Here is a 26,736-nt window from a genome sequence, read left to right as displayed (position 1 = left end):
GTCAGTCGTTCAGAGGATAGGACGCCAGCAGGCGACGCTGTTTGCGCCAGGAATGCAGCATCGAGAACGCGCCGGACGTTTTCCAGCCTCGCGCCCGGTTGGCGGCCCCGATCAGGAAGGTCTGGCGGTAATGGGAGAACTGGGCGCGATAGGCTTCCCAGAGCGTCGTCCGCCGGTCCCAGATATGGGTGGCTTCAGACCCGACGCCATTGATTTCGATAATCCGGAAATTCTCACCACGACGCAGGTCTTCGATGGAGGCGGCTTTCACATCCACGCGCCCAAAATGGAAATCCGGGATGTCCTGCATGATGGCATCCAGACGGGCCGTCAGCGCATCCGTGGTATCGGCGCGCCCATCCCGGAAGACGGACCCCTTGCAGTGATTGCCCGCAAAAACCAGTGACATCTCTTCGCCCTTGGCAAGGACGTTCTTTTCCCGACCTGCAAGGCGCGGCAGGTAGATCTGTGGAACGAGGCTCATGCGCGCGTCGCTCAGGATCAGTTCCTCGATCGTCGACACGCCATCGCCCGTCAGGACCGGTGCTTCCTTGTAAGTGATGGAAGTAATGCGCCCACGTGGCTCGTCGGGATGGCGGATGTAGAACAGTCCGGCCTCGACGGGATAGGTGATGAGTTCCTGAACCAGCATGTCCACATCGTCGGGGAACTGCGGCAGAACCGTTTCAAGTTGTTCACGGGACTGGACGAGCTTCACACCCGTGCCGTTACAGCCGATATCGGGCTTGATGACGACAGGAAAGGACAAGTCCTTACGGGTCATGGCATCCAGCGCACGGTGGTCCGCGCCTTTGCCACTGCGGAAGACGGCATAGGGCGCGATGAAGGACTGCGCCGTGGCGCCCCCCATATCGAGAATGGACGATTTGCTCTCACCACACAGGCCACCCGTTTCAATGCGCGGATTGGCGGCCGTGGAGATGCTGAGATCGCGGTATTTGATCCCCATGACGATCCAGTACAGGACGATGGGCGTGTAGAAGATGGAACCGGGCCAGAATTCAAAAAGGGAAAGCGGGTTCTGGTCGGCTTCTGACTTGGACATTGCTGTTATTTGCTCACGGTCTGGAGACGGGCGATCAGATGCCCGACGACGACGATACACAGGACAAACCCCGCCAGTCCGGCCCAGCGCCAGCCGCCCTGATGGGCAAGAAGCCAGCCGCCGACCCGCATGGCGAGCAGGAAAAGACATGTCGTCCACACCAGCGTAGCCAGAACTGCGGTCAGGGCAAAACGCAGGAACGGCGCGTGGAAAAAACCGCAGGCGGTATAGAGCGGAAGCCTGGCGCCGGGCACGAAACGGGAAATGGCAACGATGCGGATGACATTCGTGCTGAACCAGTCCTGTGTGCGTTCGCGCTTGGGCAGCGTCAGAAAGCGCCTGAGATAAGGCCAGCGCGCACCTGCCGCCCCAAGGCCGTACAGGCCAAGATCTCCGACTGCCACGCCGAAATAGAGCGCACCCAGAGCCAGCGGAATACTCACCTCGCCCGCACGGGCCGCGACGGCGGAGAGTACCGTTGCCACGTCTTCAAGGATGAAGGTGCCCACAATGATTGTGGCCGCCTTCAGCCATGCTGGCTGCGAGGCCATGGCGGGGCCGATGGCGATCACGAGTGGGGAGAGTCCATGAACATTCAGTCGCCGGTTTCGCACGCCAGCGCGCCCGCGACAATCTTGCCGTGCCATATTTCGGCGCGAATGCTCTGCGAGAGTGCTGACAGAGTTCTGGCGAGGCTGGCGGTCCGGGCTGCGGATTGCTAGCGTGTGCCCTATCATTTCTCCCTGTAAGGGACTGGTCCTGACCGTGCTTCAAAGACGTCATCTGCTTGTTACCCTGACCTCCGTTGCCGGTTCCGCCGCAGTGGGGCTTTCCTCTGCCAGCGCGCAGGCTGCCTCCCAGACATCAGCGCAGAGTTATGCCGCTTTTCTCGACAGCGTCCGGACGCAGGCTCTGGCACAGGGGATCGCGCCGTCGATCGTCTCACAGGCGCTCGCCCTGACCCGTACCCCCAATGCCTCCGTCCTCAAACTGGACCGCCACCAACCGGAGTTCACCCTGACCTGGGCACAGTATCGCGATCGCGTTCTGCCGGAGTCGCGCTTTGCAAAGGGACGGAGCGTCTATGCTGCCCAGCAGTCCGTGATGTCTCCCGTAAGCGCACGCTTTGGATGCGACGACCGTGCCGTTATGGGGATCTGGGGCCTCGAGTCGGGTTTTGGAGCGCATGACGGGACGTATTCCGTCATCGATGCACTCGCGACTCTGGCCTATGACGGACGACGCTCGGCATTTTTCCGCAACGAGCTCATGAAAGCGCTCCAGATCCTCAATGACGGCGATATCGCCCCTGCGGCCATGATCGGCAGTTATGCCGGAGCGATGGGGCAGGCGCAGTTCATGCCCAGCGCCTATCTGCGCTATGCGGCGGACGGCGACGGAGACGGCAAGCGCAATATCTGGACGTCCGAAGCAGACGTGTTCGCGTCCATCGCCAATTATCTCGGTAAGTCCGGCTGGCAGGTCAATGAACCGTGGGGACAGGAAATCATCCTCACCAGAGCGCTCGACAAAAACGAAACCGGTCGGACCCGTCAGCGGACACTGGGGGAATGGATGGCGCTGGGTGTGCGCCGGGCAGACGGGACGGCGTTCTCGCGCCGGGACGTGAAGGGCGCTGTCGTGCAGCCCGATGGTCCGGGAACGCAGGCTTTCATGGTCTATCACAACTTCAACGTAATCCGCCGGTACAACCCGTCGGACTATTATGCGCTGGGCGTCGGGCTTCTGGGGACGGGCATTGTTTCTGCGTAATTGCGGGGCCGTTCTCGCCCTTCTGCCGGTTCTGGGAGCCTGTCACCGCGACGAACCTGCGCCTGTTGCGCATCCGCATTACGAACTGGGTGCTGCGTGGCATGGCGCACAGGGATGGTTTTACCCAAGCGAGCAGTTTGATTATCGCATGACAGGTCTGGCGACGCGCCAGAAAGCGCCTGCTTCCGGCCTGAGCGCTGACGGGGAAATCTGGTCTGCGGAGAGCATGACGGGCGCGCATCAGACGCTCCAGCTCCCGGCGATCGTCAGCGTCCGCAATCTGCTAAATGGGCGGATCGTGCGTATCCGGCTGACGGATCGTGGGCCGGAGGGGCAGGGACGCATCATCGCACTCTCTCCGAAAGCGGCCGATCTGCTGGGCATGACCGCCGATACACCCGTTGAGGTGATTGAAGATGAAGTGGCCAGCCGCACACTGGCGGAAGGGCTGGGGGGAAGACCGGTCGCGCAAAGCATTTCTGCCGCACCAGTGGGCGAAGTGCGCGAAACATCGCTCAGTGACGGGTCTTCGCATGTCTATGGTAACGACTCGTCCGCGACGACAGCATCCGTGGGCGTTGGGCCGCTGCCTGCGACATGGATGCAGGGCAGTCCGGGGCCCTCGGGGCTGTATGTCCTGATGGGAATATTTTCCGGCCATGCAGCAGCGGCAGGTGTCGCCCTGCGCTGTAACGGTACGGTTCTGCACGCCTCCGAAGGTGCGGGACTGGAGTGGCGCGTTCTTGGTGGACCCTATGCCGACATCGCACAGGCCGATGCGGCACTGGACCACACCCGCCTGTGCGGGGTAGAGGGCGCGCGGATCATTGTGGAATGACGGCCCGTTGTCTGAAGGCCGTGGAACTGGGGACGAACGTGCGGACTAGACGCTCTCTTTTCGGTGGGGTGGCAGGCATTGCGGCCTGTGCTTCTTTTGCGGGACCCCTGAAGGCGTTTGCCCGCCCGCACCACCATGCGGCTCACGCTGCGAAAGCTGCTGCGGCCCCTGCGGCAGACGCGCCGGCTGGAACGCCCGCGAACACGCCGATCGGCCCGTTTGATACCGTGGCGCGCTGGGCCTATGTTGTCGATTACGACACGGGCGCGGTCCTGCTCGACAAGGCGTCTGACGAGCGTATGGCACCGTCTTCGCTTACGAAGATGATGACGGCTTACATCGTGTTCGGCATGCTGGCGACAGGGCGTCTCCGTCTGGAACAGAGCCTGCCAGTCAGCGAGAAAGCCTGGCGCACGCAGGGCTCCAAGATGTTCGTGCCGCTGGGCCAGAGCGTTCTGGTGTCCGACCTCATTCAGGGCATGCTGATCCAGTCCGGCAATGATGCCTGCATCGTGCTCGCCGAAGGTATCGCCGGGTCCGAAGAACGCTTCGTCGCGATGATGAATGAGGAAGCGCCGAAGCTCGGCATGATGAACTCGCACTTCCTCAACGTAACGGGCCTTCCGGCGGACGGTCACTACATGACGGCCCGCGATGTCGCGACAGTGGCGTCGCATCTGATCCGCGATTTCCCGCAATATTACCATTATTTCGGTGAGCTTGAATTCACCTACAACCACATCCGTCAGGGCAACCGGAACGTGCTGGTTGACAAGGGCCTCGCTGACGGCCTGAAGACCGGTCATACCGATGCGGGCGGTTTTGGTCTCTGTGCCAGTTCCAAGCGCAACGGCAACCGCGTCATCGTCGTCATCAACGGTACGGCGTCGAGCAACGAGCGCGCCCATGAAGGCGAGCGTCTGATGTCTTGGGCGTTTGCGAATTTCGAGAACGCCACGCTGTTCCGTCGCGGGCAGGTCGTGGATTCCGCACCCGTGTGGATGGGCGAACACCGTCAGGTTCCGCTCGTCGCCGGTGCCGATATCGTCATGACGCTGCCCGTCGGCTGGCAGCAGCGCTCGCATATCGCCGTGGATTATGCCTCGCCGGTCATCGCACCGGTAACGAAAGGGCAGGTTTGTGGCGCGCTCGTGATTTCCGCCCCGAACATGGCCGATATCCGCGTCCCGCTTGAGGCCGGAGAATCGGTGGCGAAACTTGGACTAGTCGCCCGCGCCATGACGCGTCTGGGCCACGGCCCCGCGCAGTAAGGGCATGGCTGGAAAAGGACTGTTCATCACACTCGAAGGCGGTGAGGGCGCGGGGAAATCCACGCAGGCCCGCCTTCTGGCCGAAGCCCTACGCGCGGAGGGGCATAACGTCCTTCTGACGCGGGAGCCCGGTGGCACGCCGGGCGCGGAAGAAATCCGCAACCTGCTGCTGTTTGGGAAAGTTGATCTGTCCTGGCGGGCGGAAATCCTGATGCACATGGCGGCACGTTCGGACCATCTGGACAACGCCATTCTCCCCGCTCTGGAGCGTGGTGAGATCGTGGTCTGTGACCGTTTCCATGATTCGACGCTTGCCTATCAGGGCCATGGCGTCGGGCAGGGCGTGCCCGAGATTCTGGCGTTTCTGAATGGTGCGCGCAAACTCGTGGATTTCGAGCCGGATCTGACGCTCATGCTGGAACTGCCTCGGGCCGAGGCGCTCGCACGTCTTCGTGCTCGGGGCGGGCAGACGGACCGTTACGAAGGTCAGGCGGAAGCGTTTCACGAGCGCGTTCTGGCCGGATTTGAAGCGATTGCCTCGGCTGACCCCGCGCGCGTGAAACGCGTGGATGCAGCCCAGACGCCGGAGGCCGTCAGTGCAGATCTTCTGCGGGCAGTGCAGGACCGCCTGATGGTGCAGGGCGTGTGAGCGACCCGCGTCACACTTTGGGTCTGTACGGTCATGACGAGGCGGAAACGACGTTTCGGCAGGCTCTGGCCAGCGGCAAGCTCCATCATGCCTGGCTGATCTGCGGTCCGGCAGGGATTGGCAAGGCAACGCTGGCCTTCCGTCTGGCGCGGCTGCTGCTGAATGCGGAAAATCCGGACTCGGCACCAGCGCGGCGTATCGCGGCGTCCACGCACGGGGATCTGTTGGAAATCTCGCGGGCCGTGGACGAGAAAAAAGGCCGTCTGCGCGGCGAAATCACGGCAGCAGATGTGCGACCGGTGCAAACCTTCCTGCATCATACAGCGACCGAAGGCGGTTGGCGCGTGGTGATCGTGGACGGCGCGGAATATCTGAACCGTTTCGCAGCCAACGCCCTGCTCAAGATCCTTGAAGAGCCGCCCCCACGCTGCGTCCTGCTGCTGACGACGTCTTCTCCGGGTGCGCTCCTGCCTACGATCCGCAGCCGGTGCCGCATGCTCACGCTGTCCGCGCTGTCCGACGCGGATATGCGCGCCGCCTTGCCCGGTATTTCTGTCGATGTGCTGGCGCGCGCGCATGGATCGCCGGGTCGGGCACTCTTTCTCTCGCACGATCGGGACGGGGCGATTGCGTCATTTGTGGCGGAAATCCTTGGTGGACAGGTGCGTGCTTCGGCAACCATGGCTCTGAGCGAACGTATTGCAAAAGAAGCGGAAGGTTTCGCATTGCTCTGCGATTTGCTAGGCGAGGGACTGGCAGACCGTGCGCGCTCGGCAGCGCGACATGGGGATCTTGCAAAGGCCGATCTGGCGGCGCGGCAGTGTTCCGAACTGGATACGCTGAGACGCCAGACCGAAGGCTTCAATCTGGACAAGGCCCAGGCCATCCGTCAGGCAGCGGAACTCGCTTCCGCCAGTTGAGGTGGTCAGGGCGTTATGAAACGAGTGGACATGACGCGGCGCTTCACCATCACGACCCCGATTTTCTATGTGAACGGCGCTCCGCATATCGGGCATGCCTACACCTCTATTGCGGCTGACGTTCTGGCCCGCTTCCATCGCCTGAATGGCGAAGACGTCCTGTTCGTCAGCGGCACGGACGAGCATGGCCAGAAGGTCGAGCAGACCGCTGTGGCCAAGGGCATGGACCCGCAGGCTTATGCCGACGAGGTGTCGGCCTCCTTCCGCCAGATGCAGAAGGACATGGCGATCTCGACCGACGAGTTCATCCGCACCACCGAGGAGCGCCACAAGGGCGCGGCCAAGGCGCTGTGGGAGAAGGTCGCGGCGAACGGACATATCTATCTGGGCGCCTATGAAGGCTGGTATTCCACCCGCGATGAAGCCTTCATCGGCGAAGACGAACTCGTCAAAAAGCCGGACGGGACGTTCGTGGCCCCTTCCGGTGCCCCGGTCGAGCGCGTCAAGGAACCGTCCTACTTCTTCCGTCTGTCCGATTTTCAGGATCGCCTCCTGAAGCTGTACGAGGACAATCCCGATTTCATCGGCCCCGTCGGCCCGCGTCGTGAGATCGAGAGCTTCGTGCGTCAGGGCTTGCGCGACCTGTCCGTCAGCCGCACGAGCTTCAAATGGGGTGTTCCGGTTCCGAACGATCCGGACCATGTCATGTATGTCTGGTTCGACGCGCTGGCGAATTACCTGACGGCGGTCGGCTATCCTGATCTTGATGATCCCCGCGCGAAGTTCTGGCCAGCAGACATCCACGTCGTCGGCAAGGAAATCGCGCGCTTCCATTGCGTGTACTGGCCCGCGTTCCTGATGGCGGCTGGCATCGATCTGCCGAAGAGCGTGTTTGCCCATGGCTGGTGGACGGTCGAGGGCGAGAAGATGAGCAAGTCTCTCGGCAATGTCCTCGATCCGAAGGCTCTGGCCGACGAGTTTGGGCTGGATGCGCTGCGCTTCTTCCTGATGCGTGAAGTGCCGTTCGGTGGCGATTCCAATTTCAGCCGCCGCTCCATGATCACGCGCACGAATGTCGAACTCGCCAACGATCTTGGCAATCTGTGCCAGCGCACACTGAGCCAGGTGGCCCGCAATCTGGGCGGTGTTCTGCCCGCGCGCGGCACACTGACCGAAGACGATCAGGCCATGCTGGCGATGGCAACGCTGCTGCCGACGATCATGTCCGAACAGATCGAGCGCAAGGCGATTACCGATGCGCTGGAGGAAGTCTGGAAAGTCATCCGTGCCGCTAATTCCTATATCGACCGTCAGGCCCCCTGGGCTCTGAAAAAGACTGATCCAGAGCGAATGGCCGATGTGTTGCGCGTTCTTGTGGATATGATCCGCGGGATCGCAACCATGCTGCAGCCGTTCATGCCGGACACGATGGACAAGATGCTCACGCAGCTTGGCGTGCAGGACGACGAGCGGACATTCGCGGCTCTTGAAACGCTGCTTCCGGCTGGCCGCACACTTCCCAAGCCCGAAGGCCTGTTTCCGCGCTTCGTCGAGGAAGAGGCATGACGGGACTGATCGACACGCATTGTCATCTGGACAAGCTTGACGATCTCGCGCCTGCTTTCGAGCAGGCACGGGAAGCGGGTCTGTCCGGAATGATCACGATCGGGACACGGTTTTCCAAAGCAGATACCCAGATTGCCTTGACGCAGCACGACACTCCGGAGCTGCGGATCTGGTGTGCGATCGGCATTCACCCGGATTATGCGGGTGAGGAGCGTCTGCCGTCGGTTGAGGAGCTTGTCGCCAAAACCGAAGCGCCTTGCGTCGTGGCAATCGGGGAGACGGGGCTGGATTATTTCCATAGCGGCGATGAGGCTAAACCCGCCCAACATGCCGCGTTCCGAACCCATATCGCGGCTGCGCGCCAGACGGGGCTGCCGGTCGTTATCCACACCCGCAACGCCGACGACGATATGATTGCCATCCTGCGCGAAGAGCATGCGAAGGGCACATTTCCGTTCCTGATTCACTGCTTTGCGTCCGGTCCAAAACTGGCGGAAGCGGCTCTGGAACTGGGGGGCTATATCAGCTTTTCCGGCCTGCTGACCTTCCCGAAATGCGAGGAAATCCGCGAAGTCGCACGGATGGTGCCGGAAGATCGTCTGCTGGTTGAGACGGACAGCCCGTATCTTGCGCCCGTTCCGAAACGCGGAAAGCCCAACACACCGGGTTATGTTGCTCATACAGCGGCACGTCTGGCAGAAGAGCGCGGCGTTTCTCTCGAAGACATTACCCGAATTACGACTGAAAACGCCCGTCGTCTGTTCACGAGGATCGCTGCATGAAGGTGACGATCCTTGGATGTGGCGGCTCCGCTGGCGTTCCGATGATTGGGGGCGAGGAGGGACCACAGACGGGGATCTGGGGCGCCTGCGACCCCGCCGAACCGCGCAACCGTCGCACCCGCTCCTCAATCGTGATCGAAGGTGAGGGCGGGTTTCGGCTTCTTGTGGATTCAGGGCCGGATTTTCGGGATCAGATGCTGAATTGTGGTCTGAGCCATGTTCATGCGGTCCTCTATACACATCCGCATAGCGATCACATCGGCGGTTTGGACGAATTGCGCGCCATCAACCGCGTGATCGGAACGCCGCTGCCATTGTTGGCGACACAGGATGTGCTTGAAGAACTGCGCCTGCGCTATGCCTATGCGTTCGCGCCCTGGAAGGGCCCCGACTTCTATCGGCCGGTCTTCGATGAACGGATCGTGCAGGCCGCAGAGACGATTTCGTTTCCCGGACTTAACGCTCAGATTTTCGAACAGCGTCACGGGCGGATCACGTCTCTGGGCGTACGCTGCGGTAATTTTGCCTACAGCACAGACGTCGAAACACTTTCGGACGAGACCCTGTCGCTACTCGAAGGGGTGCAGACCTGGATTGTGGACTGTTTCCAGTACGATCCGCACCCAGCCCATGCCTGGCTGGAACGCGTGCTGGAATGGCGCGAGCGGCTTGGGGTGAAGCACGTCATTTTGACCCATATGGGCCCGGACATGGACTATCAGACCTTGTGCAAGACGCTGCCCGAGGGTGTTGAGCCTGCCTATGACGGAATGGTTCTCGAACTTCAGGCTTAATGGACCGGGCTGTCTGGTGAGAGAGCACTCTGCCCTGTTGCGTGCGGGAGTGGTTCAGCTGGAGGAACCGAGGGATTGAGCGGATATCGTTTTCCGTCAAACCGCATGCGGCTTAGGACGAGGGCAGGGTGCCCATCTGGCAACTGTCCAGAATAGGAAATTTCGAGATCGTGCCAGCCATGAGACAGAACGGGCAGGATACGAACCGGCAGATGAACCAGTGTCATGCGTGACAGAAGTTTCCATTTGCCTGCATGCCCTGTGAGAATGAAAAGTGTGCAGCCACCACTTGCTCCACACCATCTGTTGTCCCGGGAATAGACAAGATATTGCTGCGTCTGACCTGTTGCATCCAGCGCGACTTCTGCTCCCTGATAGTGGGATAATCCGAGCTTCGTCTTTATGACGTCCTGTATGTCGGGGCGAGGTTGTGCTGCACCCCGTCGATGAAACACAAACAGGGAGCACAAAAGGCAGACGAAAAATATTTTCATGTTTTTGAAGGATCGGGCAGGGCGCATTGCCCGATCCTTCAAGATCAGAACGTCATCATCGCACCGGCCGACATCGTATGGTCGCTCTCATGTGCGATGCCGTGGGCGTCCGATTCCGTATGGGCATATTCGCCCACAAGCGTGAACCAGTCCGTCAGGTTGTAATAGACGGCTCCGACTTCCGACTGGTTGCGGCGGACCATGGACGGATTGTCTTCACCGGGGGCCTGATAGAGATTGCTGACGCCATAGCTGCCGACAACCTTGAGCTTCGGCAGGATCTTATAGGCCGCCTGAACGTAGTAGCCTTCCGAATCACGCTTGCGCCCCTGCGCCGAGACACCGTCGAAGAACAGGCCCGTCGTGCCAAGGCCACTGCCATAATAATAATACGCCACGCCCTCAAATGGACCGCGCGAAAGTTTGACGCCCACGTCGCCAGCCTCAACCGTCGTGCCCTTGCGGCTGTTGCTGCCAAGGGTCGCACTGGTCAGGTTCTGCTGATGCTGAACGAGGAAGCTGCTCCAGAAGCGTGTTGTGAAGCCGGCAATATTGCCGTCATAGGTAACTTTGCCCTGAAGCATGGGCGAGCTGTGCTGGGTCGTCGTCGCAGAAAGTCCGCCGCCTGCGAAGTTATATTCGTCAAGCGGTGTCATCACACCGACGGAAGCCTGAAAGCCTTTCCATTTCGGTGAGATATAGGTGATCTGCGGAAGCCAGTCAGTATAGACGTAACCGACGCCAATGCGGCCGAGAGACGTATTGGCCGGGTTGGCGTTGCTGCCGGTGCTGCCAACGCTGAGAAGCGTGGCGTCGTTCAGGATGGCATCGGACGCAAACAGCGCAATATCACGACCCAGCTTGACCGTACCGAGTTCGTCGGTTCCCGCAGTCATGAAAACCTGACGGAAATCGAGGCCGGCGGTTCCAAGGCCCACCGGGCTGCCACCGGAATTGGCGTTGAAAGTGCTGGGGTCGTTGTTGTTGATGCCGGGATACATGCCGAACACGGCGCCCAGCTTGATGCCTTCCTGTACCGTGTTCAGCTTCAGGATCAGACCACCCGGCAGAAGGCCGTTACGGACGGAAGATGAGTCGAACCCGCTACTACCGGTGGAAACGCCGCCCGCGACAGGGCGGCCGCCGCTCGGACTGTTATAGGTATAGTACGCGTTGACGAAGCCGGAAATGTTGATGTCGATCTGGCCCGCTTGGATCGTAACGCCTTTGCCCGCGACATAGGGCTTCACGCGCACGATACTGTCCGGATTATACGTCCTGCGTGCTTCCATCAGGGAGTTGCGCGCGTCCTGTGCGCTGGCCGAGGCTTCCATGGCGGCACGGCGCGCTGCGGAGACTGCGGCAATTGTCGTCACGTCAGGTGGAGTATCAAGGCTGCTGCCTTCGTTCTGGGGTCCATAGCGCATGTAACGGTTGCGATGGCGTGCGGGTGCCGGGGATGCTCCGTCGTCGTCACGTTGCAGCGAGGGGTGCGCGTGATGCTGGTGATGTGACAGCAGTACGTTGTATTCCGAACGGCTCAGGCTGCCCTTGGCGCGAAGGATGTCGAGCAGTTCCGTATAATCATCAGCCCGTGCGATGGTCGGGAGGGCGGAGAGAACAGCAACGCAGAATGTGCTTCCCAGAAGACTCAGGCGGCACAGGGACATAGATGACATATAAACAGCCGCTCCCGCGGATATACCGGTGATCGAGTATGTGCTCTCACCGGCAGAAATGGACTACACCGCTTTTCCTAGCGCGAATTGAGACATTCTTCGCAACAATAGGATGTGTTCTCACAAAAAAGTCAGAAATTTAGAGTTCCCAGATATATAAGTTGGCATAATATATCTTATACGACATATATGTATTGCAGATCCCGCCTCTGATTCATGTTGGATTTCAAGTCTTTCAACTTGTGCCCAGCGCATTGAACCCATCGGATTTCAAATTTATCCCTATGGCAAAATGCCACGGAACACCATTGCCCCAGATTTTCGGTGCCTTTGAAGCGGATTTTTGAGATGCAGATCGCGTTCTTGGTGACTGATCTGATGCCTATGGCAAAGTGCCATGAATAAGATTTGTGGCACTTTGCCACTAGAAAACTTTGGGCTGGCGATCTTATGGCAAAATGCCACTACGGCTAGATGATGGCATTTTGCCATAGGCATCTCTCCTCTTTACCTCCGTGGGTTTCTGCCGTTACGCAGGATCTTCCTCCCCTGCATCACTGAGGCTGCATGACCGAGATCCTTCCTGCTTCCCCCGTCATCGAACCGTTTGCTCCCTCAAGACAACGTGAACTCTGGGGGCATCCCATCGGGTTGTGGGTGTTAACACTGACGGAGGGCTGGGTCGGATTTTCGCTTTATGGCATGCAGGCCATCCTTGCGCTTTATCTCACGGACCATCTGCTTCAGCCTGACCATTCCGGACATGTATTTGGTCTGGCGCCGCTTGAGGCGTTTGTCTCGGCTTTATATGCGCCAGTCGGGCCGAGAGCTCTGGCTGGAGCCATTACAGGGCTTTTTCTGGCCTTGATCTATGCCACTCCCCTCATCGGCGGTTTTCTGGCGGACCGTGTCCTTGGTCAGACACGCACAATTCTCTTTGGAGCGGTTCTGATGACGGTGGGCCATTTCCTGCTGTCATTCGACTGGAGTTTCGTGCTGGCACTGGGTTTTCTGCTCGCAGGTCTTGGCATGGCCGGAGGATTGAGGGCGCAGGTTGGCGCGCTTTATGCCTTGGATGACCGGAGACGTTCGGACGCCTATCAGATCTATATGATGGGACTTCAGGTTGCCGTCATCGTGTCGCCGATATTATGTGCAAGCCTGGCGCAGATCGAATGGCACTGGGGTTTTTTGACCGCGGGCGTTGGTATGCTGATCGGGCTCGTCGTCTATCTTTTCGGGCGCCGCTGGCTTCCTGCCTCTGACCTTACCGTCCATCTGAAGCCTCATGATGCGAACATTTCAAAACGCACACGCCCTGCCCTGACGTCACAGGAAAAAAAGACGGTATGGCTGCTTCTGGCGCTTGTGCCGGTTATGGCAGTTGGAGCTGTCCCGAACTCCGAAATTTTTGACGGTTATCTGCTCTGGGGACGCGAGCATTTCCAGCTTCGTCTTTTGGGGCACGAAATGCCGGTCAGCGATTTGATTTCCTTGGACGGCTTCATCAGTACCCTATGTGCTGTGGCTGTCCTGTGGTTCTGGAAAGCCTATTCCCGGCGGCGGCAGGATCTTTCCGAGATTACGAAAGTCGCACTCGGCACTTTTATCGGGGCATTCGGTCCCCTGCTGCTGGCTTTGGGCTCATGGATCAGCCCGGGCCTACATCAAGTCAGCCTGCTTTGGGGGCTGGCCTTTCACATCGTTAATGATATCGGCTTTTCGATGAGTTATGCGATCGGAATGGCCCTTTTTTCCCGGGCTGCTCCCGTGAGCGTCAACACCATCCTCGTGGCCTGCTTTTCGCTGCATCTGTTTCTCTCCAATCTTCTGATTGGAAAGCTCGCAACACTTCTGGGTCGTATTTCCGACGTTTCGTTCTGGCTGCTACACTCTGGAGCCGCTCTGCTGGCGGCGGTCATTCTTGGGTTCTGTGCGCTCCGGTTCCGCGATCTGCTGGCTCCCGAAAAAGAGACCCTACCCCCGGCTCTTTAAGGCGGCGAAACCAGATGGCGCATCTCTGCGGCGGAGGCCGTTGAGATCGCGTCTCCGTCCAGCGTGCGGACTGTGACAGGCATCAGAAGTCCGTCTGCCCTTTTCTTGCTGCGCTGGATAATAAGGCGCTGAACGATGGGGTAATCCCGGATCAGCTTTTCGAAAACCGGTCGCGGAATGGCCAGTAGATGGCTGAACTGAAGGGAGCGGACAGTTCCGGGCATGACGTCGTTGCGGATGACGGAGGCAGCCCCGATCAGATCTCCACTACCGAACAGGATCTCCTGCTCAGCCAGATTGACTTCAGCCAGCCCCGCGACCTGAGCGTAAACGACACGAACGCGCTGGCCCCGTTTGAACAGCACTTCTCCGGGTGAGACGAAGTGCATCGAAACCTTGGAGGACAGCTTTTGCAGCACACTGTCAGGAACGCCATTGAAAGCCGGAAAAGCCCGGAGGCGCTGTTCGATGCCGCTTTTCAGATTAAAACGTAGCGGCGCATCAAGCCGTGCCCGCTGACGTTCGATCTCACGATGCAGTTCGCGGTGAAGCTCTTCGGAAATCAGGCTGTCGGCTTCAAGAGCATCATATTCTTCATCTTCGAGACGCAGAGCGATTTGCCGCAGGATGCGGCTTTCCAGAGCTTCGGAATAGCCGGAATAATGCAGGCGAAGTGTTTCAAGCGCATCATCCAGCAGTTTGCGCTGACGGCCGAGCACTTCAGCCACGATTTCCGTGATACGCGGACCGAGTGTGGGTTCCATACGCTGGCGAACGAAGCGCTGAAGCGAAAGCGAGACGAGATGCGCAATGATGAGCATCTCGAACCGCTCCATCATGCAGTTCGTCAGGGGCTCATCAATATGCAGACGACTATGAAGTTCCTGCGCGATCCGAAAGCGGAGTGAAGGTTGAAGACGCCGTTTAAGCGCGCGCACATAGCCATAACGCCCTTCTAGTCTGGCGCCATCCGCCATGGATTCCGCCGTTCTCAGCAATGTTTCCATCACACGGCGAGATAGTCCCTGAATCCGGAACAGGTCCAGCAGCAGGGAGCGTTCCTGATTGGCGATGGTAATCAGGGCAATGTTAACGCGGTTACGGTCGCTCAGGGCGGACTCAAAATTATTGGCCGCCCTCTCCTTCTCGGCACGACGTTCGAGACGGCTGATAACGCCGGCGCGCGTCTGCTCGCTGAAGCCAAGCTCTTCGGACAGTTCCCGCGTCCGTTCTGCGACCTCACCCAGACCAATTCCCACGATCTGCTGGCGGATGGCCTGATCGATAGGGGAAAGCTGATCCAGTTTGAAGAACAAAACCAAGGCCCGCAGCGTCGTACCGTTGATCAGAAGCGTGATGAGAACGAAGCCCGTGGCGATGATACCGACAAAATGGGCCACAGGGCTTGAAACGCTCTGGTTCTCGGTCACGGCGAGAGCAAGGGCAAGCGTGATGGCGCCGCGAATGCCACCCCAGGCCATCGTTGCCTTGAAAGGGTTTGGAACAGGTGGCGACAGCTTCGTAATTGCCAGTAGGGGCAACATACCAAAAATCACGGCCGAGCGCGCGATCAGACCAGCCACGCTTGCAATCAGGATCAGCACGAAATCCCACTTCGTCATGCCAATCAGCAGTCGCGGAACCAGCATGGCCGCCAGAAGGAAGACGAGCGAACCGGCCCAGAAAACGAGCTGTTCCCACATCTCGTTCAGAAAACGCCAGACCTGCGGACGGAAGGTGGACGGCCCGTAAGCGGACACTGTCAAGCCTGCGGCAGCCGTTGCCACAACCCCCGAAAAGCCGAGCATTTCATCGCACAGGATATAGACGGCATAAGGAAGCGCCAGTGTCAGCGTGACTTCCGAAGCCGCCGACCCGCCAAGTCCTGCAATCAGCAGTAATGTCAGGCGCGCCAGACAGACCCCCACTACGATGGCCCCAATAAAGGCCGTCATGAAGTCCATCAAAGCTTCGGTCGGATGGATCTGGTGATGGGACGTAACGGCTGCCAGAAGGATCGAGAAGATCGAAATGGCCGCAGCATCGTTCAGGAGTGCCTCTCCTTCGACAAGGCGTGTCAGGCGAGACGCAGCACCGATTTCGCGGAAAATTCCGGCCACGGCGGAAGGGTCGGTCGTCGCGACAATGGAGCCCAGAAGCAGGCAGACAACAAGGCTCTGTTTGGCAAAAGGATAAAGCGCAAAGCCGATCGTAGCCGTGGACACAATGACCGCCACGACCGCCAGAAGAAGGACTGTCGCCGTTTCATGGGCCAGACGGCGCACATCAATGGCCATCGCCCCCTGAAAAACCAGAATAGGCAGGAAAATCAGCAGGAACGCTTCACTGTTGACCGGAAAATAGATCAACGCTTCCGCCGCGCCGTCCAGAAGATCGGTCGCAGAGGATCGAACGATCAGAGACGCAACCAGCCCCAGCCCGATCCCCGTCAGAGCCAGCAGAACAGCTTCTGAAATTTCAAGACGCTTCGCGAGAGGCTGAATGATGCTGACAAGCGTGAGCAGGAACGCAAGCGCTAGGAGTACGGCTGCCAGTCCTGTCACCATCATCGTTGTCTCGGCTCTTTCATCAGATCGTCCGCAGACGAGGTGGTATGTTTCAGGTTGAGGTAGATTCTTCGGAGACGGCGTCAAGCCAGTGCCGGACCTGCCCTTCCGGGTCTGAATGGCCGATGAAATCGCTCATCACAGCCACCGTATCCGCTCCGGCTTCAAGGCACTCCGTCAGCCGTGGCACCGTGAGGCCTCCGATCGCCACCAGCGGCACATCTCCGCACAGCTCCCGCCATTCCGCCAGTTGCTTCAGGCCCCTACCCGTCAGCTTCACGCCCCGAAGCTCCGTAGACCAGACAGGACCAAAGGAAATGTAATCCGGCTTGCAGGCCAGAGCCGTTTCCAGTTCCTGACGGGTATGGGTCGAGATACCAAATCTGATACCTGAGGTCCGGATCGCCTCCAGGTCAGCAGTTTCCAGATCTTCCGGTCCAAGATGCAGCCACTCATAACCCAGTTCGATGGCAGTCTGCCAGTAGCGGTTCAACGCGAGAGACACATTGAAACGTGCCGCAAGTTCCTGAGCCAGCAAAGCCTGCGCCCGAACGTCCTCTTCGGATAGATCCCGGAGATAGAGTTCGATGAATCGCAGTCCGGCTCCGCCAAGCCGTTCCACCCAGCGGGGCTGGTCAACAACGGCGTAAATCTGGGACGGAAGGGAAGACATGACATTCATACTCCACAGGGCCTGCTGGCAAGGACGAGCCTTTTGAGATCGAGCAACACTGTTACAGTTCAGGCCCTACGCGTCCAGAGGTGCTATGTCGTTATCAACGCCCTGTTTTCACAAGCGTTCCTGCAAAATGGAAATCAGCGTTTCTGCAGGATGGGACGGACGGATTCCGGCCATGCGTTCGGTCTGACAGCGGCACGAAAACCCGGTCGCGAGAACCGGTGTCTCAACTTTCCTGGCCCAGTTCTGCTCGAACATAGCCTGTGACATTCCGGCATGTTCCTTCTGATGCCCGAACAGACCAGCCATGCCACAACAACCTGCTTTCCCAGCCTCCACCGGCACACCATAACGCTGAAGGACAAAAGCCCAGTCTCCGGCGCTTTCCGGTCGGGCTGCCTGTTCCGTGCAATGCGAAATCACGGTCATACGAGGCCTGTCGCGACTGGCCGGAAGCGGTTGCAGTGCTCCCTGCCCGATCTGTTGCCTCAGAAAAGTCTCCAACGGAAGAACTGCCGGTATCGGCTTGTTTCCTGCCACTTCCCGGTATTCCTGCGTGAACATGAGACCAGTTGCTGCATCCAGAGAAACGACAGGAATATCGAACTCCGCCAATGCCCTCAATTTCTTCAGGGTCGCGCGCGCCGTCACGCCGAAGCCTTTGCGAAACCCCAGAACATGACGTGCTTTGCCATTGTCCCAGACAGGCGTGAGTTTCGCATCGAACCCGAGCTGCGTCAGCAGGGCATGAACCTTCTCAACAAGCACCCCGTCAAAGCTGCCGGTAAAGGAATCCTGCATCACGATGACAGCGCGCGGATTGCTCCGGTTGCGTTGCAGCCACGACCGGTTGACCTGACTGCCCGCCTTCAGCCGCGCCGGTCGCAGATGCGGAAGATCCACCAGCCCCAGACTGGATAGAACGGCTTGCGATGCGGGATTGTGCATCATGAGATTGGCGAGCTTGGGAGTCGTTCGTCCTGCCGCCAGAAGCGGTTCCAACCAGTAGACGATATAATCCCTTACCGGCCTGCGGTTTTCACGAAAATAGGTTGAAAGAAATTTGGAACGCATGGACGGAATATCCACGCGGATCGGACATTGCGTGGCGCAGGCTTTGCACGACAGGCAGGTGTCCAGCGAGGCCTTGAGCTCTTCTGTCAGAGCAGGAAGCATCCCTCGATCAGGAGCATCTTCCGCTAAAGAGCGCAGTCTTGCCCAGCTTCGAAGCAGCAGAGCGCGGCCTTTCGGAGACTGCGACCGGTCTTTCGTAATTTTGTAAGACGGGCACATGGCCATGTCCGGCTCGCGGTTGAAACAGGCACCATTGCCGTTGCAGCTTACGGACAGGCCGTAAGATTCACGCAGCGAAGGTGTGATCTCCTCGTCAAACCCGCCCTTGAAGGGGATGCCATCAATCCGGTCAACGGGATAACCCGCTCCACCCGGAGCCAGCTTGCCGCGATTGAAAATATCTTTGGGATCAAAGACATCCTTGATGCGGCACAGTTCTGCAAAAAGAGTTTCTCCAAAAAACAGCGGCGAAAATTCCCCGCGGAACCCCCGACCGTGTTCCCCCCAGAGCAGACCGCCATGACGCTTCGTCAACTCAGCCACCGCGTCTGAAATTGGACGGATCAGCGCCCGGTCTTCAGCCGTCAGCATGTCCAAAAAAGGCCGAACATGCAGGCATCCGACGTCCGCATGTCCAAACATTCCATAAGACAAGCCATACCCATCCAGAATGTCGCGGAACTCGCTGACATATTCGGGCAGAACCTCCGGGGGGACGGCTGTATCCTCGACGAAAGGAACACCCTGCCTGTGACCGTCCGGACGCCCAAGCAGTCCCACGGATTTTTCCCGGAGGGTCCAAAGGTTCGCAATAATTTCTGGATCAGAAACTGGTTTATAATCAATGGGTTTATGGGGAGAGCTCTCAAGAAGTCCAACAGCATGAGCCATCTGCTTTTTCAGGACTTCCAGATCGTCTCCCACGAATTCGACGAAGCTCATGCCCTTGACCGGTAGAGTTGACGTATTGCCCAGAACGCGTTCAAGGGCATGCCATGTCACGTCCTGCTGGGCCTTGGCGAGGACACGGTCATCCAGCACTTCAACGGCGGAGGGGTTGGCAGGCAAAAGGGTCTGGACGTCCCGTAGGGTCTCATTGAAGCTGGCATAGCGGACGACGATAAGCTGACGGTATTTCGGCAGTCGTCTGACGCGTAGAACGATCTTCTTGGTCAGGGCAAGCGTACCTTCCGATCCCGCCAGCAGTCGTGCGAGATGAAAGCTCCCGTCTTCGAGCAGGACATTCTGCAGATTGTATCCGGTCAGACCACGATTCATGTCCGGGAAAACGCGCTGGATTTCTTCCGCACGCTCCGTGACGACCCGATGGACTTCACGATAAGCCCGAGCGGCAAGCCCGGTTCCGGTCATTGCGTCTTGCAGCTTTTCAGCAGTCAGCTGACCAACCGCAAGATCGCTTCCATCTGCAAGAACGACATCCATCGCCTCGATATAGTCGGATGTCCTGCCATAAATCCGTGAGCCTTTGCCGGAAGCATCCGTCGCAATCATGCCGCCAATCGTCGCGCGCGTAGCGGTTGAGACGGTTGGCGGAAAGAAAAAACCATGGGGCTTCAGAAAGGCGTTGAGCCGCGCCAGAATAACGCCCGGCTCAACGGTGACCGTGCCTGCTTCGGCATTGAAATCGAGGATCCGGTCCAGATGACGTGAGACGTCAACCACGACGCCATCGGTCAGGGACTGGCCGTTGGTGCCAGTGCCGCCGCCCCGGATTGCGAGCGTCAGATCCCCGTCGGAAGCCGCTTTCACGGCCCGGTTGAGGTCTTCTCCGGTGTGCGGGTGAATGACCGCAGCCGGGAGACGCTGATAAATGCTGTTGTCGGTGGAAGAAATCAGCCGCGAGGAAACCCGCAGGTCGATATCACCTTCAAAGCCCTGCTCGTTCAGCCTTCTGACGAAAGCCTCACGCAGGGCGATTTCGGGGGCGCTGGGGGAAAGGCCTGAATTTCCGGCAGGTGTTCCGGATATTGCGTCTCCACCCATCTTTACGTCCCTTTTAGTGTTTCATGGTCCATACCGTTATAATGAATGAAAAATAAGCTCTCCGAATAGGAAAATTCTTCACTCGACCGTCACGGATTTCGCAAGATTGCGCGGCTGATCCACATCCGTACCTTTCAGAAGCGCGACCTCATAGGCCAGCATCTGAACGGGAATGGCATACAGGATCGGTGCGACGAAAGCGTCTACATCAGGCATGATGACGATCTGTTCCGCCACACCTTCAAGGCGTTTGGCGCCTGCCGCATCGGTGAAGACAAGAATGCGCCCACCGCGCGCTTTGGCCTCCTGAAGATTGGACAGTGTTTTGTCGAACAGGATCGTGGAGGGGGCAATTGCGACGACCGGAACGGTCTGGTCGATCAGGCTGATCGGACCGTGTTTCAGTTCACCCGCAGCATAAGCTTCGGCGTGGATATAACTGATTTCTTTTAATTTTAAGGCACCTTCAAAGGCAATCGGCGTACAAATCCCGCGTCCCAGATACAGGACATCACGCGCCTGCGCGACAAGGGTGGCCATAGCCTGAATGTCCTTGGTGCGGGTAAAAACTTCTGCGGCCCGTGACGGCAGATCCAGCAGACTTGCCGTCAGACGTTCTTCGCGGGCCTGATCCATCGTCCCACGCGCACGGGCGAATTCGATCGCCAGTGCTGCCAGAACAGAAAGCTGCGCGGTGAAGGCTTTGGTCGAAGCAACGGAAATTTCCGGTCCTGCATCCATGCCTAGAACGAGATCGCTCTCCCGCCCGATTGTGGAGTGTTCGACATTCAGAACCGAGACAATGCTCTGACCGGCCTTTTTGAGGCTGCGCAGAACACCAAGCGTATCCGCGGTCTCGCCGGACTGTGAGATCAGCAGCGCCACGCCTTTGTCCGGCTGGGGCGGCTCGCGGTAGCGCATTTCGGACGCAACATCGATTTCCACCGGAATGCGCGCAAGGGATTCCAGCCAGTACCGGCCGACCATCCCGGCATAATAGGCGGAACCGCAGGCCGTGATGGTGATGCGCGGAACCTGCGCCGGATCGAACGGCATCGGCGGTAGCGTAATGCGCTTGGAGGCCGGGTCCGTGATCCGTTTCAGCGTCTGCCCGATGGCGACCGGATGTTCATGGAGTTCCTTCTCCATGTAGTGCCGGTAGCCATCTTTGCCGACTTGCCCTGCCATAAAGGTGAGATCCTGAACCGGACGGCTGACTTCAGCGCCGGTCATGTCAAAAATTCTGACGCTATCTGTTGTGAGTTCGCACCAGTCCCCGTCTTCGAGATAGGTCATTTTCCGGGCCATGGGGGCCAGTGCAATGCTGTCCGAGCCCAGAAACATCTCGCCGTCACCGTAGCCGACAGCAAGCGGTGCGCCATGACGGGCGCCAATCAGCAGACCTTCATGATCCTTGAAGATCATGGCGATGGCATAGGCCCCTTCCAGTCGCTTGATGGCCGCAAACGCGGCTTCCCGGGGCGGCAGTCCCTGCTCCAGATAGTCATCGACCAGATGGGCGACGGTTTCGGAATCCGTTTCGGTCCGAAACACACGCCCTTTCGCTTCCAGTTCTTCCTTAAGGGCTGCGAAGTTCTCGATAATGCCGTTATGAACGATTGCCACACGCCCGGCTTCATGGGGGTGGGCGTTGTTTTCGGTGGGAGCGCCATGCGTTGCCCAACGGGTATGACCGATGGCCGTGGTGCCGTGCAGCGGATGCTCTTTGAGGACGCGCTCCAGATTATCGAGCTTTCCCGCAGCGCGACGACGTTCGATATCGCCGGACGCTGTCAGGGTCGCGATCCCGGCAGAATCATATCCGCGATACTCCAGGCGTCGCAGCGCCTCGAAGGCGATCGGGCTGGCAGGCTTGTGTCCGACAATACCGCAGATACCGCACATCAGCCCTGTTCCTTCCGAGCTTTAAGAGACTGTTTGATCTGAAGGCCGCGTCCGGCTTTCAGTGTTTGGCGCGTCCGGCCCAGAGCCAGGTCACCGGCAGGCACATCATCCGTAATCACACTGCCCGCGCCCACGAGTGCATCGTCACCGATGGTTACGGGAGCCACGAGAATGGCGTCCGAGCCGACGAAAACCCGTTCCCCGATGATGGTTCGATGTTTGAAAACGCCATCATAATTGCAGGTGATTGTCCCTGCCCCGACATTGGTGCCGCGTCCGACCGAAGCATCGCCCAGATAGGTCAGATGGTTGGCCTTTGCGCCCTCGCCCAGCTCCACGTTCTTGAGCTCGACGAAATTGCCGACATGCGTCTGTGCGGCACAGACCGTTCCGGGACGGAGCCGGGCGTAAGGACCGATCAGCGCAGCTTCTCCAACTTCGCAGCCCTCAAGATGAGAATAAGCGCGAATAAGCGCGCCTGAACGGACCGTTACACCCGGCCCGAAAAAGACGTTCGGCTCGACCGTCACGTCAGATTCCAGAACGGTGTCCGTGCTGAAAAAGACGGTATCCGGCGCAACCAATGTCACTCCAGCATCCATCGCCGCATTTCGCAGGCGCGTCTGGAGGGTTGCCTCGGCGCGTGCGAGTTCAGAGCGGGAATTGACGCCAGCCAGTTCTTCTTCAGGCGCTTCCACACAAACAACTGAACCGGCTTTAGCTGCCATTTCAACGACATCCGTCAGGTAATATTCGCCCTGAGCGTTGTCGTTACGAACATTTTCCAGCCAGTTTCGGAAATTCTCCGCTCCCGCACACATGACGCCAGCATTGCAAAGCGTGATGCTGCGCTCGTCTTCGGTTGCGTCCTTGAACTCGACGATTTTCACGACCTTGCCGTGGTCTTCGACAATCCTGCCATAACGTCCCGGAACGGCTGGACGCATTCCCAGAAGCGCCAGACTGGCACCCTCTCTACGGGCCGCAAGCAGGCGTTCCATGGTCTCGGCGGTAATCAGCGGATTATCAGCATAAAGAACAGCAATATCCCCATCCCCGAACAGGTCCCGCGCTGCATTGGCTGCGTGCGCCGTGCCGAGCCGTTCGACCTGCGTGACGGTTCTGAACGGACGGACAGCCTCTTCGAGTTCCGGCATATCCGGCCCCGTGACGACGACCACATCATCGAAGACCTGCCGGGCAGTTGTGATGAGGTGATTGATCATGGGCTGGTTGCCCAAACGATGCAGCGCCTTTGGCAGGCGGGATTTCATGCGTGTGCCGAGGCCCGCAGCGAGAATGATGGCAGTGGTGCGATGGGTTGTGTCGGTCATGTTCTGCCCGGGGTATCCAAACCACGGGTCCGCGTCAAACGAAGCCCGCAGACTGTGTCATCACTTCGAATTGCCGATTATTGCAATTCGTTCGAGTGCTCGCTCACGGAGCCACGGCATGCTGCATGACGACCATGACATGACCGAGTTTGGGATGATTGAACTCGATCCGCACGGGAACCAGTCCCAGACCGTTGATCTTTAAAAACCATACTGCGCCGGGTTGTGGGGCGGCCAGTTTGGCCCGGTTAGGAGAGTCCTTGATGAACCCTGCGATCTGACGACCAATGAAATCGCATCGCATGGCCTGCCCGGAATAGGCTTCATCCTGACCTTGGGGAATATCCACCATGACTGGGCCATGCACCACCATCTGCGTCAGCCGAAGTCCGTCGAAAATGACTTGAGATCCGTCACATTTTCCTGTCGTCGCAAGGGAATGCAGCAGATGCGCCATTCCGCTCAGAGTGTCGACTGTATGAGGCAGCAAGTCGGCTGGAATGGGTTCGCGGTCGGTTTCTGGCGGCTGGAGATCCACCACCTTCGGGGTGTCGTTCGAAAACTCCAATCGAACATGCCTGTTTTTGCCGCGCGAAACGCCGCCGCTTTCAAACAGCACCGGCTGCACATTACCGTCCGGGGTGAACTGTCCCTGAACATGCGACGTCACGTCCATCGTGACGAACCAGCTGATCAGGCCCGCGGGCTTGATCTGGGTACTGCCACCATACCCCCAGGGCTGGAGCTGGTAGGACGTCCTGGCGTTCAGGACGTGAAAGCCCTTGATATAGACAGCGTAAGCCGCGTTGATCTGGGGCTCAGCTCTGGCCGAACCACAGATCAGCCCCGCCGTTAAAACGAGGCTGGCTGCGGCTGCAAAAGCCTTAAACGTCAAGATTGGCGACTTTCAGGGCATTGCCGACAATAAAGTCCCTGCGTGGCTCCACAACGTCACCCATCAGCGTCGAGAAAACCTGACCGGCATCTTCGACATCCCCGATCTTGACCTGCAACAGAGTCCGGGTCGAAGGATCGAGCGTCGTGTGCCAAAGCTGCTCGTCATTCATCTCGCCCAGTCCTTTGAAGCGGTTGATGGTCAGTCCGCGACGTCCCTGAAGCAGAATGCGCTCCATGATGGCTGCGGGGCCGAACAGTTCATAGGACGTCGGATCGAGCGTCAGGGTGACGGGTTTTGCAAAATCACGGGCCAGACGCTCCCATTCTGCAACCAGCCAGCGTGCCTCCACCGAGCGCAGAAGCGAAGGCTCGATGCGGTAGACTTCACCCACGCCACGGACGGAGCGCGCGCATTCCAGACCGGTTTCCGAAATGGAGACCTTCCAGCCACGCTCGTTGGTCAGCGAGGCGCCATCAAGCCGCTGCTGGAATTCGGCCATGCGCGAGGTCGCAACAGCGATGTTGCTGTCCAGAACCCCAGAAATAGCAGCCTGCTCCATCACCCAAACCGGCACTTTGGACGCAATGCTCTGAAGGCGACGCGCCGCAGCGGACATGAAGGTAATTTCTTCTGCCAGAGCCTCGCCTGTCAGTTCGCGGCCATCAGCAAAGCGGAGGGTTGCATTCGCCAGCGCCTTGTCCAGCAGGTACTGCTCAAGAGCGGCATCATCCTTGAGATAACGCTCTTCCTGTCCACGCTTGGCGCGATAGAGCGGCGGCTGGGCAATGTAGAGATAGCCCTGCTCGATCAGTTCGGGCATCTGGCGGAAGAAGAACGTCAGGAGCAGCGTGCGGATGTGGGAGCCGTCCACGTCGGCGTCCGTCATAATGACGATCTTGTGGTAGCGAAGCTTTTCCGCCGAAAAACCACCCTGATCGACTTCGCCGCGGCCAATCCCGGTGCCAAGAGCAGTAATCAGCGTGCCGATTTCCGCCGATCCCAGCATTCTGTCAAAACGCGCACGCTCAACGTTCAGGATCTTGCCACGCAGCGGGAGAATGGCCTGAAAGCGACGGTCTCGTCCCTGTTTGGCCGTGCCGCCTGCGGAATCACCCTCAACGATAAAGATTTCAGCCTTGGACGCATCACGTTCCTGGCAGTCTGCAAGCTTGCCCGGAAGCGACGACACATCCAGCACGCCTTTGCGACGCGTCAGTTCACGCGCACGACGGGCGGCCTCACGGGCGCTGGCAGCGTCGATGATCTTGGCGACGATCGCCTTGGCTTCTTTGGGATGCGTTTCAAACCAGTGAGAGATCGCATCTGATGCGGCGGCATGCACGACAGGCTGGACTTCGGACGAGACCAGCTTGTCCTTCGTCTGGGACGAGAACTTCGGATCCGGCACTTTGACGGACAGCACAGCCGTCATGCCTTCACGCATGTCTTCGCCCGTCAGCGAGCCCGCCTCACGCTTGGCCACGCCTTCGGCATACTTGCCGACAACGCGGGTCAGAGCCTGCCGGAAGCCGGCCAGGTGCGTGCCGCCATCGCGCTGGGGGATGTTGTTCGTGAAGCACAGCATCGTCTCGTGATAGCTGTCGTTCCAGGTCAGCGCGAATTCGACGCGAATGCCGCTTTCCGGATTGTCGATCTCGCCCACGATCGGCGGTGTGACGATGGAAGTTTTTGAAGAATCAAGCCATTCCGCGAAAGCGCTCAGGCCGCCTTCATAATGGAAGCGCAGTTCTTTCGGCTCCGCATGACGCTCATCGCGCAGGACAATCAGCATGCCGGAGTTCAGGAATGCCAGTTCACGGACGCGGCGCTCAAGAATGGACAGCTCGAAATCGACCTTCGTAAAGGTCTGCTTGCTAGGCTTGAACGTGACCAGAGTACCCCGGTCTTCCGTGGACGGACCGATGACGTGCAGGGCTTCATCGCGTTCGCCGTGCTGGAAGCGGATCTTGTGCTCCAGCCCGTTGCGCCAGATGAGCACTTCCATCCACTCGGACAGCGCGTTCACCACGGCCGCGCCAACGCCATGCAGACCACCGGAAACCTTGTAGGAATTCTGGTTGAACTTACCGCCTGCATGCAGTTTGGTCAGCACGACTTCAGCCGCGCTGATGCCCTCTTCAGGATGCAGATCGGTTGGGATGCCGCGACCGTTGTCGCGAACCGAGACGGAACCATCCCCGTTCAGGGTCAGAATGCAATATGTGGCGTGCCCGGCCTGCGCTTCATCGACGGCATTGTCGATGATCTCGAAAACCATATGGTGCAGGCCCGAGCCATCGTCCGTGTCGCCGATATACATGCCCGGACGTTTACGGACGGCATCCAGCCCTTTGAGTACCGAAATGGACGACGCGCCGTAATCTTCACCGTCTGCGCCTGGGATCTCGGGCTGGTTCTGGGTCTCTGACATGCGCGTGACGGTCTCCG

General features: G+C 59.0%; 20 protein-coding genes. 9 read left to right on the top strand and 11 right to left on the bottom strand.

Annotated elements, in window-relative coordinates; all coding sequences use genetic code 11:
• Position 1 precedes the first annotated feature (1 nt).
• Positions 2–1,066, bottom strand: a complete 1,065-nt coding sequence (locus tag HKD28_RS07050; RefSeq protein WP_194267724.1) for an ATP-grasp domain-containing protein — start codon at positions 1,064–1,066, stop codon at positions 2–4.
• Between the two features lie 5 nt (positions 1,067–1,071).
• On the bottom strand, positions 1,072–1,638 hold the full coding sequence (locus HKD28_RS07045; RefSeq protein WP_194267864.1) for a DedA family protein: 567 nt from the start codon (positions 1,636–1,638) through the stop codon (positions 1,072–1,074).
• Between the two features lie 193 nt (positions 1,639–1,831).
• Here HKD28_RS07045 and HKD28_RS07040 point away from each other — a divergent pair, with 193 nt between their 5' ends.
• From HKD28_RS07040 to HKD28_RS07005, 8 genes are read left to right on the top strand one after another with little or no spacing between them, the layout of a single operon-like run.
• The gene (locus HKD28_RS07040) at positions 1,832–2,839 is read left to right on the top strand and encodes a lytic murein transglycosylase (RefSeq protein ID WP_194267723.1); all 1,008 of its coding nucleotides are present in this window, start codon (positions 1,832–1,834) and stop codon (positions 2,837–2,839) included.
• Entirely contained in the window at positions 2,826–3,677 is an 852-nt protein-coding gene (locus HKD28_RS07035) for a septal ring lytic transglycosylase RlpA family protein (RefSeq protein WP_194267722.1), read from the top strand. Before HKD28_RS07040 ends, HKD28_RS07035 begins: the two co-directional genes overlap by 14 nt.
• Positions 3,674–4,948, top strand: a complete 1,275-nt coding sequence (locus HKD28_RS07030; RefSeq protein WP_194267721.1) for a D-alanyl-D-alanine carboxypeptidase family protein — start codon at positions 3,674–3,676, stop codon at positions 4,946–4,948. Before HKD28_RS07035 ends, HKD28_RS07030 begins: the two co-directional genes overlap by 4 nt.
• A 4-nt stretch (positions 4,949–4,952) precedes the next feature.
• Positions 4,953–5,597: a dTMP kinase gene (gene tmk / locus HKD28_RS07025; RefSeq protein WP_194267720.1), complete on the top strand. Its 645-nt coding sequence runs from the start codon at positions 4,953–4,955 to the stop codon at positions 5,595–5,597.
• Positions 5,594–6,517, top strand: coding sequence for a DNA polymerase III subunit delta' (locus HKD28_RS07020; protein WP_194267719.1), 924 nt, complete (start codon positions 5,594–5,596; stop codon positions 6,515–6,517). Before tmk ends, HKD28_RS07020 begins: the two co-directional genes overlap by 4 nt.
• 30 nt (positions 6,518–6,547) lie before the next feature.
• The gene (metG, locus tag HKD28_RS07015; protein ID WP_194267718.1) at positions 6,548–8,083 is read left to right on the top strand and encodes a methionine--tRNA ligase; all 1,536 of its coding nucleotides are present in this window, start codon (positions 6,548–6,550) and stop codon (positions 8,081–8,083) included.
• The gene (locus tag HKD28_RS07010) at positions 8,080–8,865 is read left to right on the top strand and encodes a TatD family hydrolase (RefSeq protein WP_194267717.1); all 786 of its coding nucleotides are present in this window, start codon (positions 8,080–8,082) and stop codon (positions 8,863–8,865) included. The genes metG and HKD28_RS07010 overlap by 4 nt, the downstream gene beginning before the upstream one ends.
• Positions 8,862–9,659 (top strand): MBL fold metallo-hydrolase, encoded by a 798-nt coding sequence (locus HKD28_RS07005; protein WP_194267716.1) that lies wholly within the window; start codon positions 8,862–8,864, stop codon positions 9,657–9,659. The genes HKD28_RS07010 and HKD28_RS07005 overlap by 4 nt, the downstream gene beginning before the upstream one ends.
• On the opposite strand, the gene HKD28_RS07000 is transcribed toward HKD28_RS07005, so the two are convergent.
• The gene (locus HKD28_RS07000) at positions 9,656–9,886 is read right to left on the bottom strand and encodes a hypothetical protein (protein ID WP_194267715.1); all 231 of its coding nucleotides are present in this window, start codon (positions 9,884–9,886) and stop codon (positions 9,656–9,658) included. The two genes, HKD28_RS07005 and HKD28_RS07000, sit on opposite strands and share 4 nt — an antisense overlap.
• A gap of 311 nt (positions 9,887–10,197) precedes the next feature.
• On the bottom strand, positions 10,198–11,823 hold the full coding sequence (locus HKD28_RS06995; RefSeq protein ID WP_194267863.1) for a porin: 1,626 nt from the start codon (positions 11,821–11,823) through the stop codon (positions 10,198–10,200).
• 576 nt (positions 11,824–12,399) lie between these two features.
• On the opposite strand from HKD28_RS06995, the gene HKD28_RS06990 reads away from it, so the two are divergent.
• On the top strand, positions 12,400–13,827 hold the full coding sequence (locus HKD28_RS06990; RefSeq protein ID WP_194267714.1) for a peptide MFS transporter: 1,428 nt from the start codon (positions 12,400–12,402) through the stop codon (positions 13,825–13,827).
• Here HKD28_RS06990 and HKD28_RS06985 read toward each other — a convergent pair.
• The 7 genes from HKD28_RS06985 to gyrB form a co-directional block, all read right to left on the bottom strand.
• Entirely contained in the window at positions 13,824–16,397 is a 2,574-nt protein-coding gene (locus HKD28_RS06985; RefSeq protein WP_194262029.1) for a cation:proton antiporter, read from the bottom strand. The two genes, HKD28_RS06990 and HKD28_RS06985, sit on opposite strands and share 4 nt — an antisense overlap.
• A 49-nt stretch (positions 16,398–16,446) precedes the next feature.
• Positions 16,447–17,067, bottom strand: a complete 621-nt coding sequence (locus HKD28_RS06980; protein ID WP_194262028.1) for a thiamine phosphate synthase — start codon at positions 17,065–17,067, stop codon at positions 16,447–16,449.
• Between the two features lie 117 nt (positions 17,068–17,184).
• On the bottom strand, positions 17,185–20,151 hold the full coding sequence (locus HKD28_RS06975) for an FAD-binding and (Fe-S)-binding domain-containing protein (protein WP_194267713.1): 2,967 nt from the start codon (positions 20,149–20,151) through the stop codon (positions 17,185–17,187).
• Positions 20,152–20,229: 78 nt separating this feature from the next.
• Positions 20,230–22,056 (bottom strand): glutamine--fructose-6-phosphate transaminase (isomerizing), encoded by a 1,827-nt coding sequence (gene glmS, locus HKD28_RS06970; RefSeq protein WP_194267712.1) that lies wholly within the window; start codon positions 22,054–22,056, stop codon positions 20,230–20,232.
• Positions 22,056–23,390 (bottom strand): bifunctional UDP-N-acetylglucosamine diphosphorylase/glucosamine-1-phosphate N-acetyltransferase GlmU, encoded by a 1,335-nt coding sequence (gene glmU / locus HKD28_RS06965; RefSeq protein ID WP_194267711.1) that lies wholly within the window; start codon positions 23,388–23,390, stop codon positions 22,056–22,058. Before glmU ends, glmS begins: the two co-directional genes overlap by 1 nt.
• Positions 23,391–23,493: 103 nt before the next feature.
• A complete protein-coding gene (locus HKD28_RS06960) occupies positions 23,494–24,285 on the bottom strand; it encodes a DUF3108 domain-containing protein (protein WP_207728906.1) in 792 nt (263 codons plus the stop codon).
• Complete coding sequence (gene gyrB / locus HKD28_RS06955) at positions 24,275–26,719, bottom strand: DNA topoisomerase (ATP-hydrolyzing) subunit B (protein ID WP_194267710.1); 2,445 nt, start codon at positions 26,717–26,719, stop codon at positions 24,275–24,277. The genes HKD28_RS06960 and gyrB overlap by 11 nt, the downstream gene beginning before the upstream one ends.
• Positions 26,720–26,736 lie beyond the last annotated feature (17 nt).

It is taken from the genome of Gluconobacter cadivus, from assembly GCF_015244745.1.
GTDB classification, from domain to species: Bacteria; Pseudomonadota; Alphaproteobacteria; order Acetobacterales; family Acetobacteraceae; genus Gluconobacter; species Gluconobacter cadivus.
Note: the sequence above shows the minus strand (reverse complement) of the source record. Positions and strands in the feature narration are given on the sequence as shown.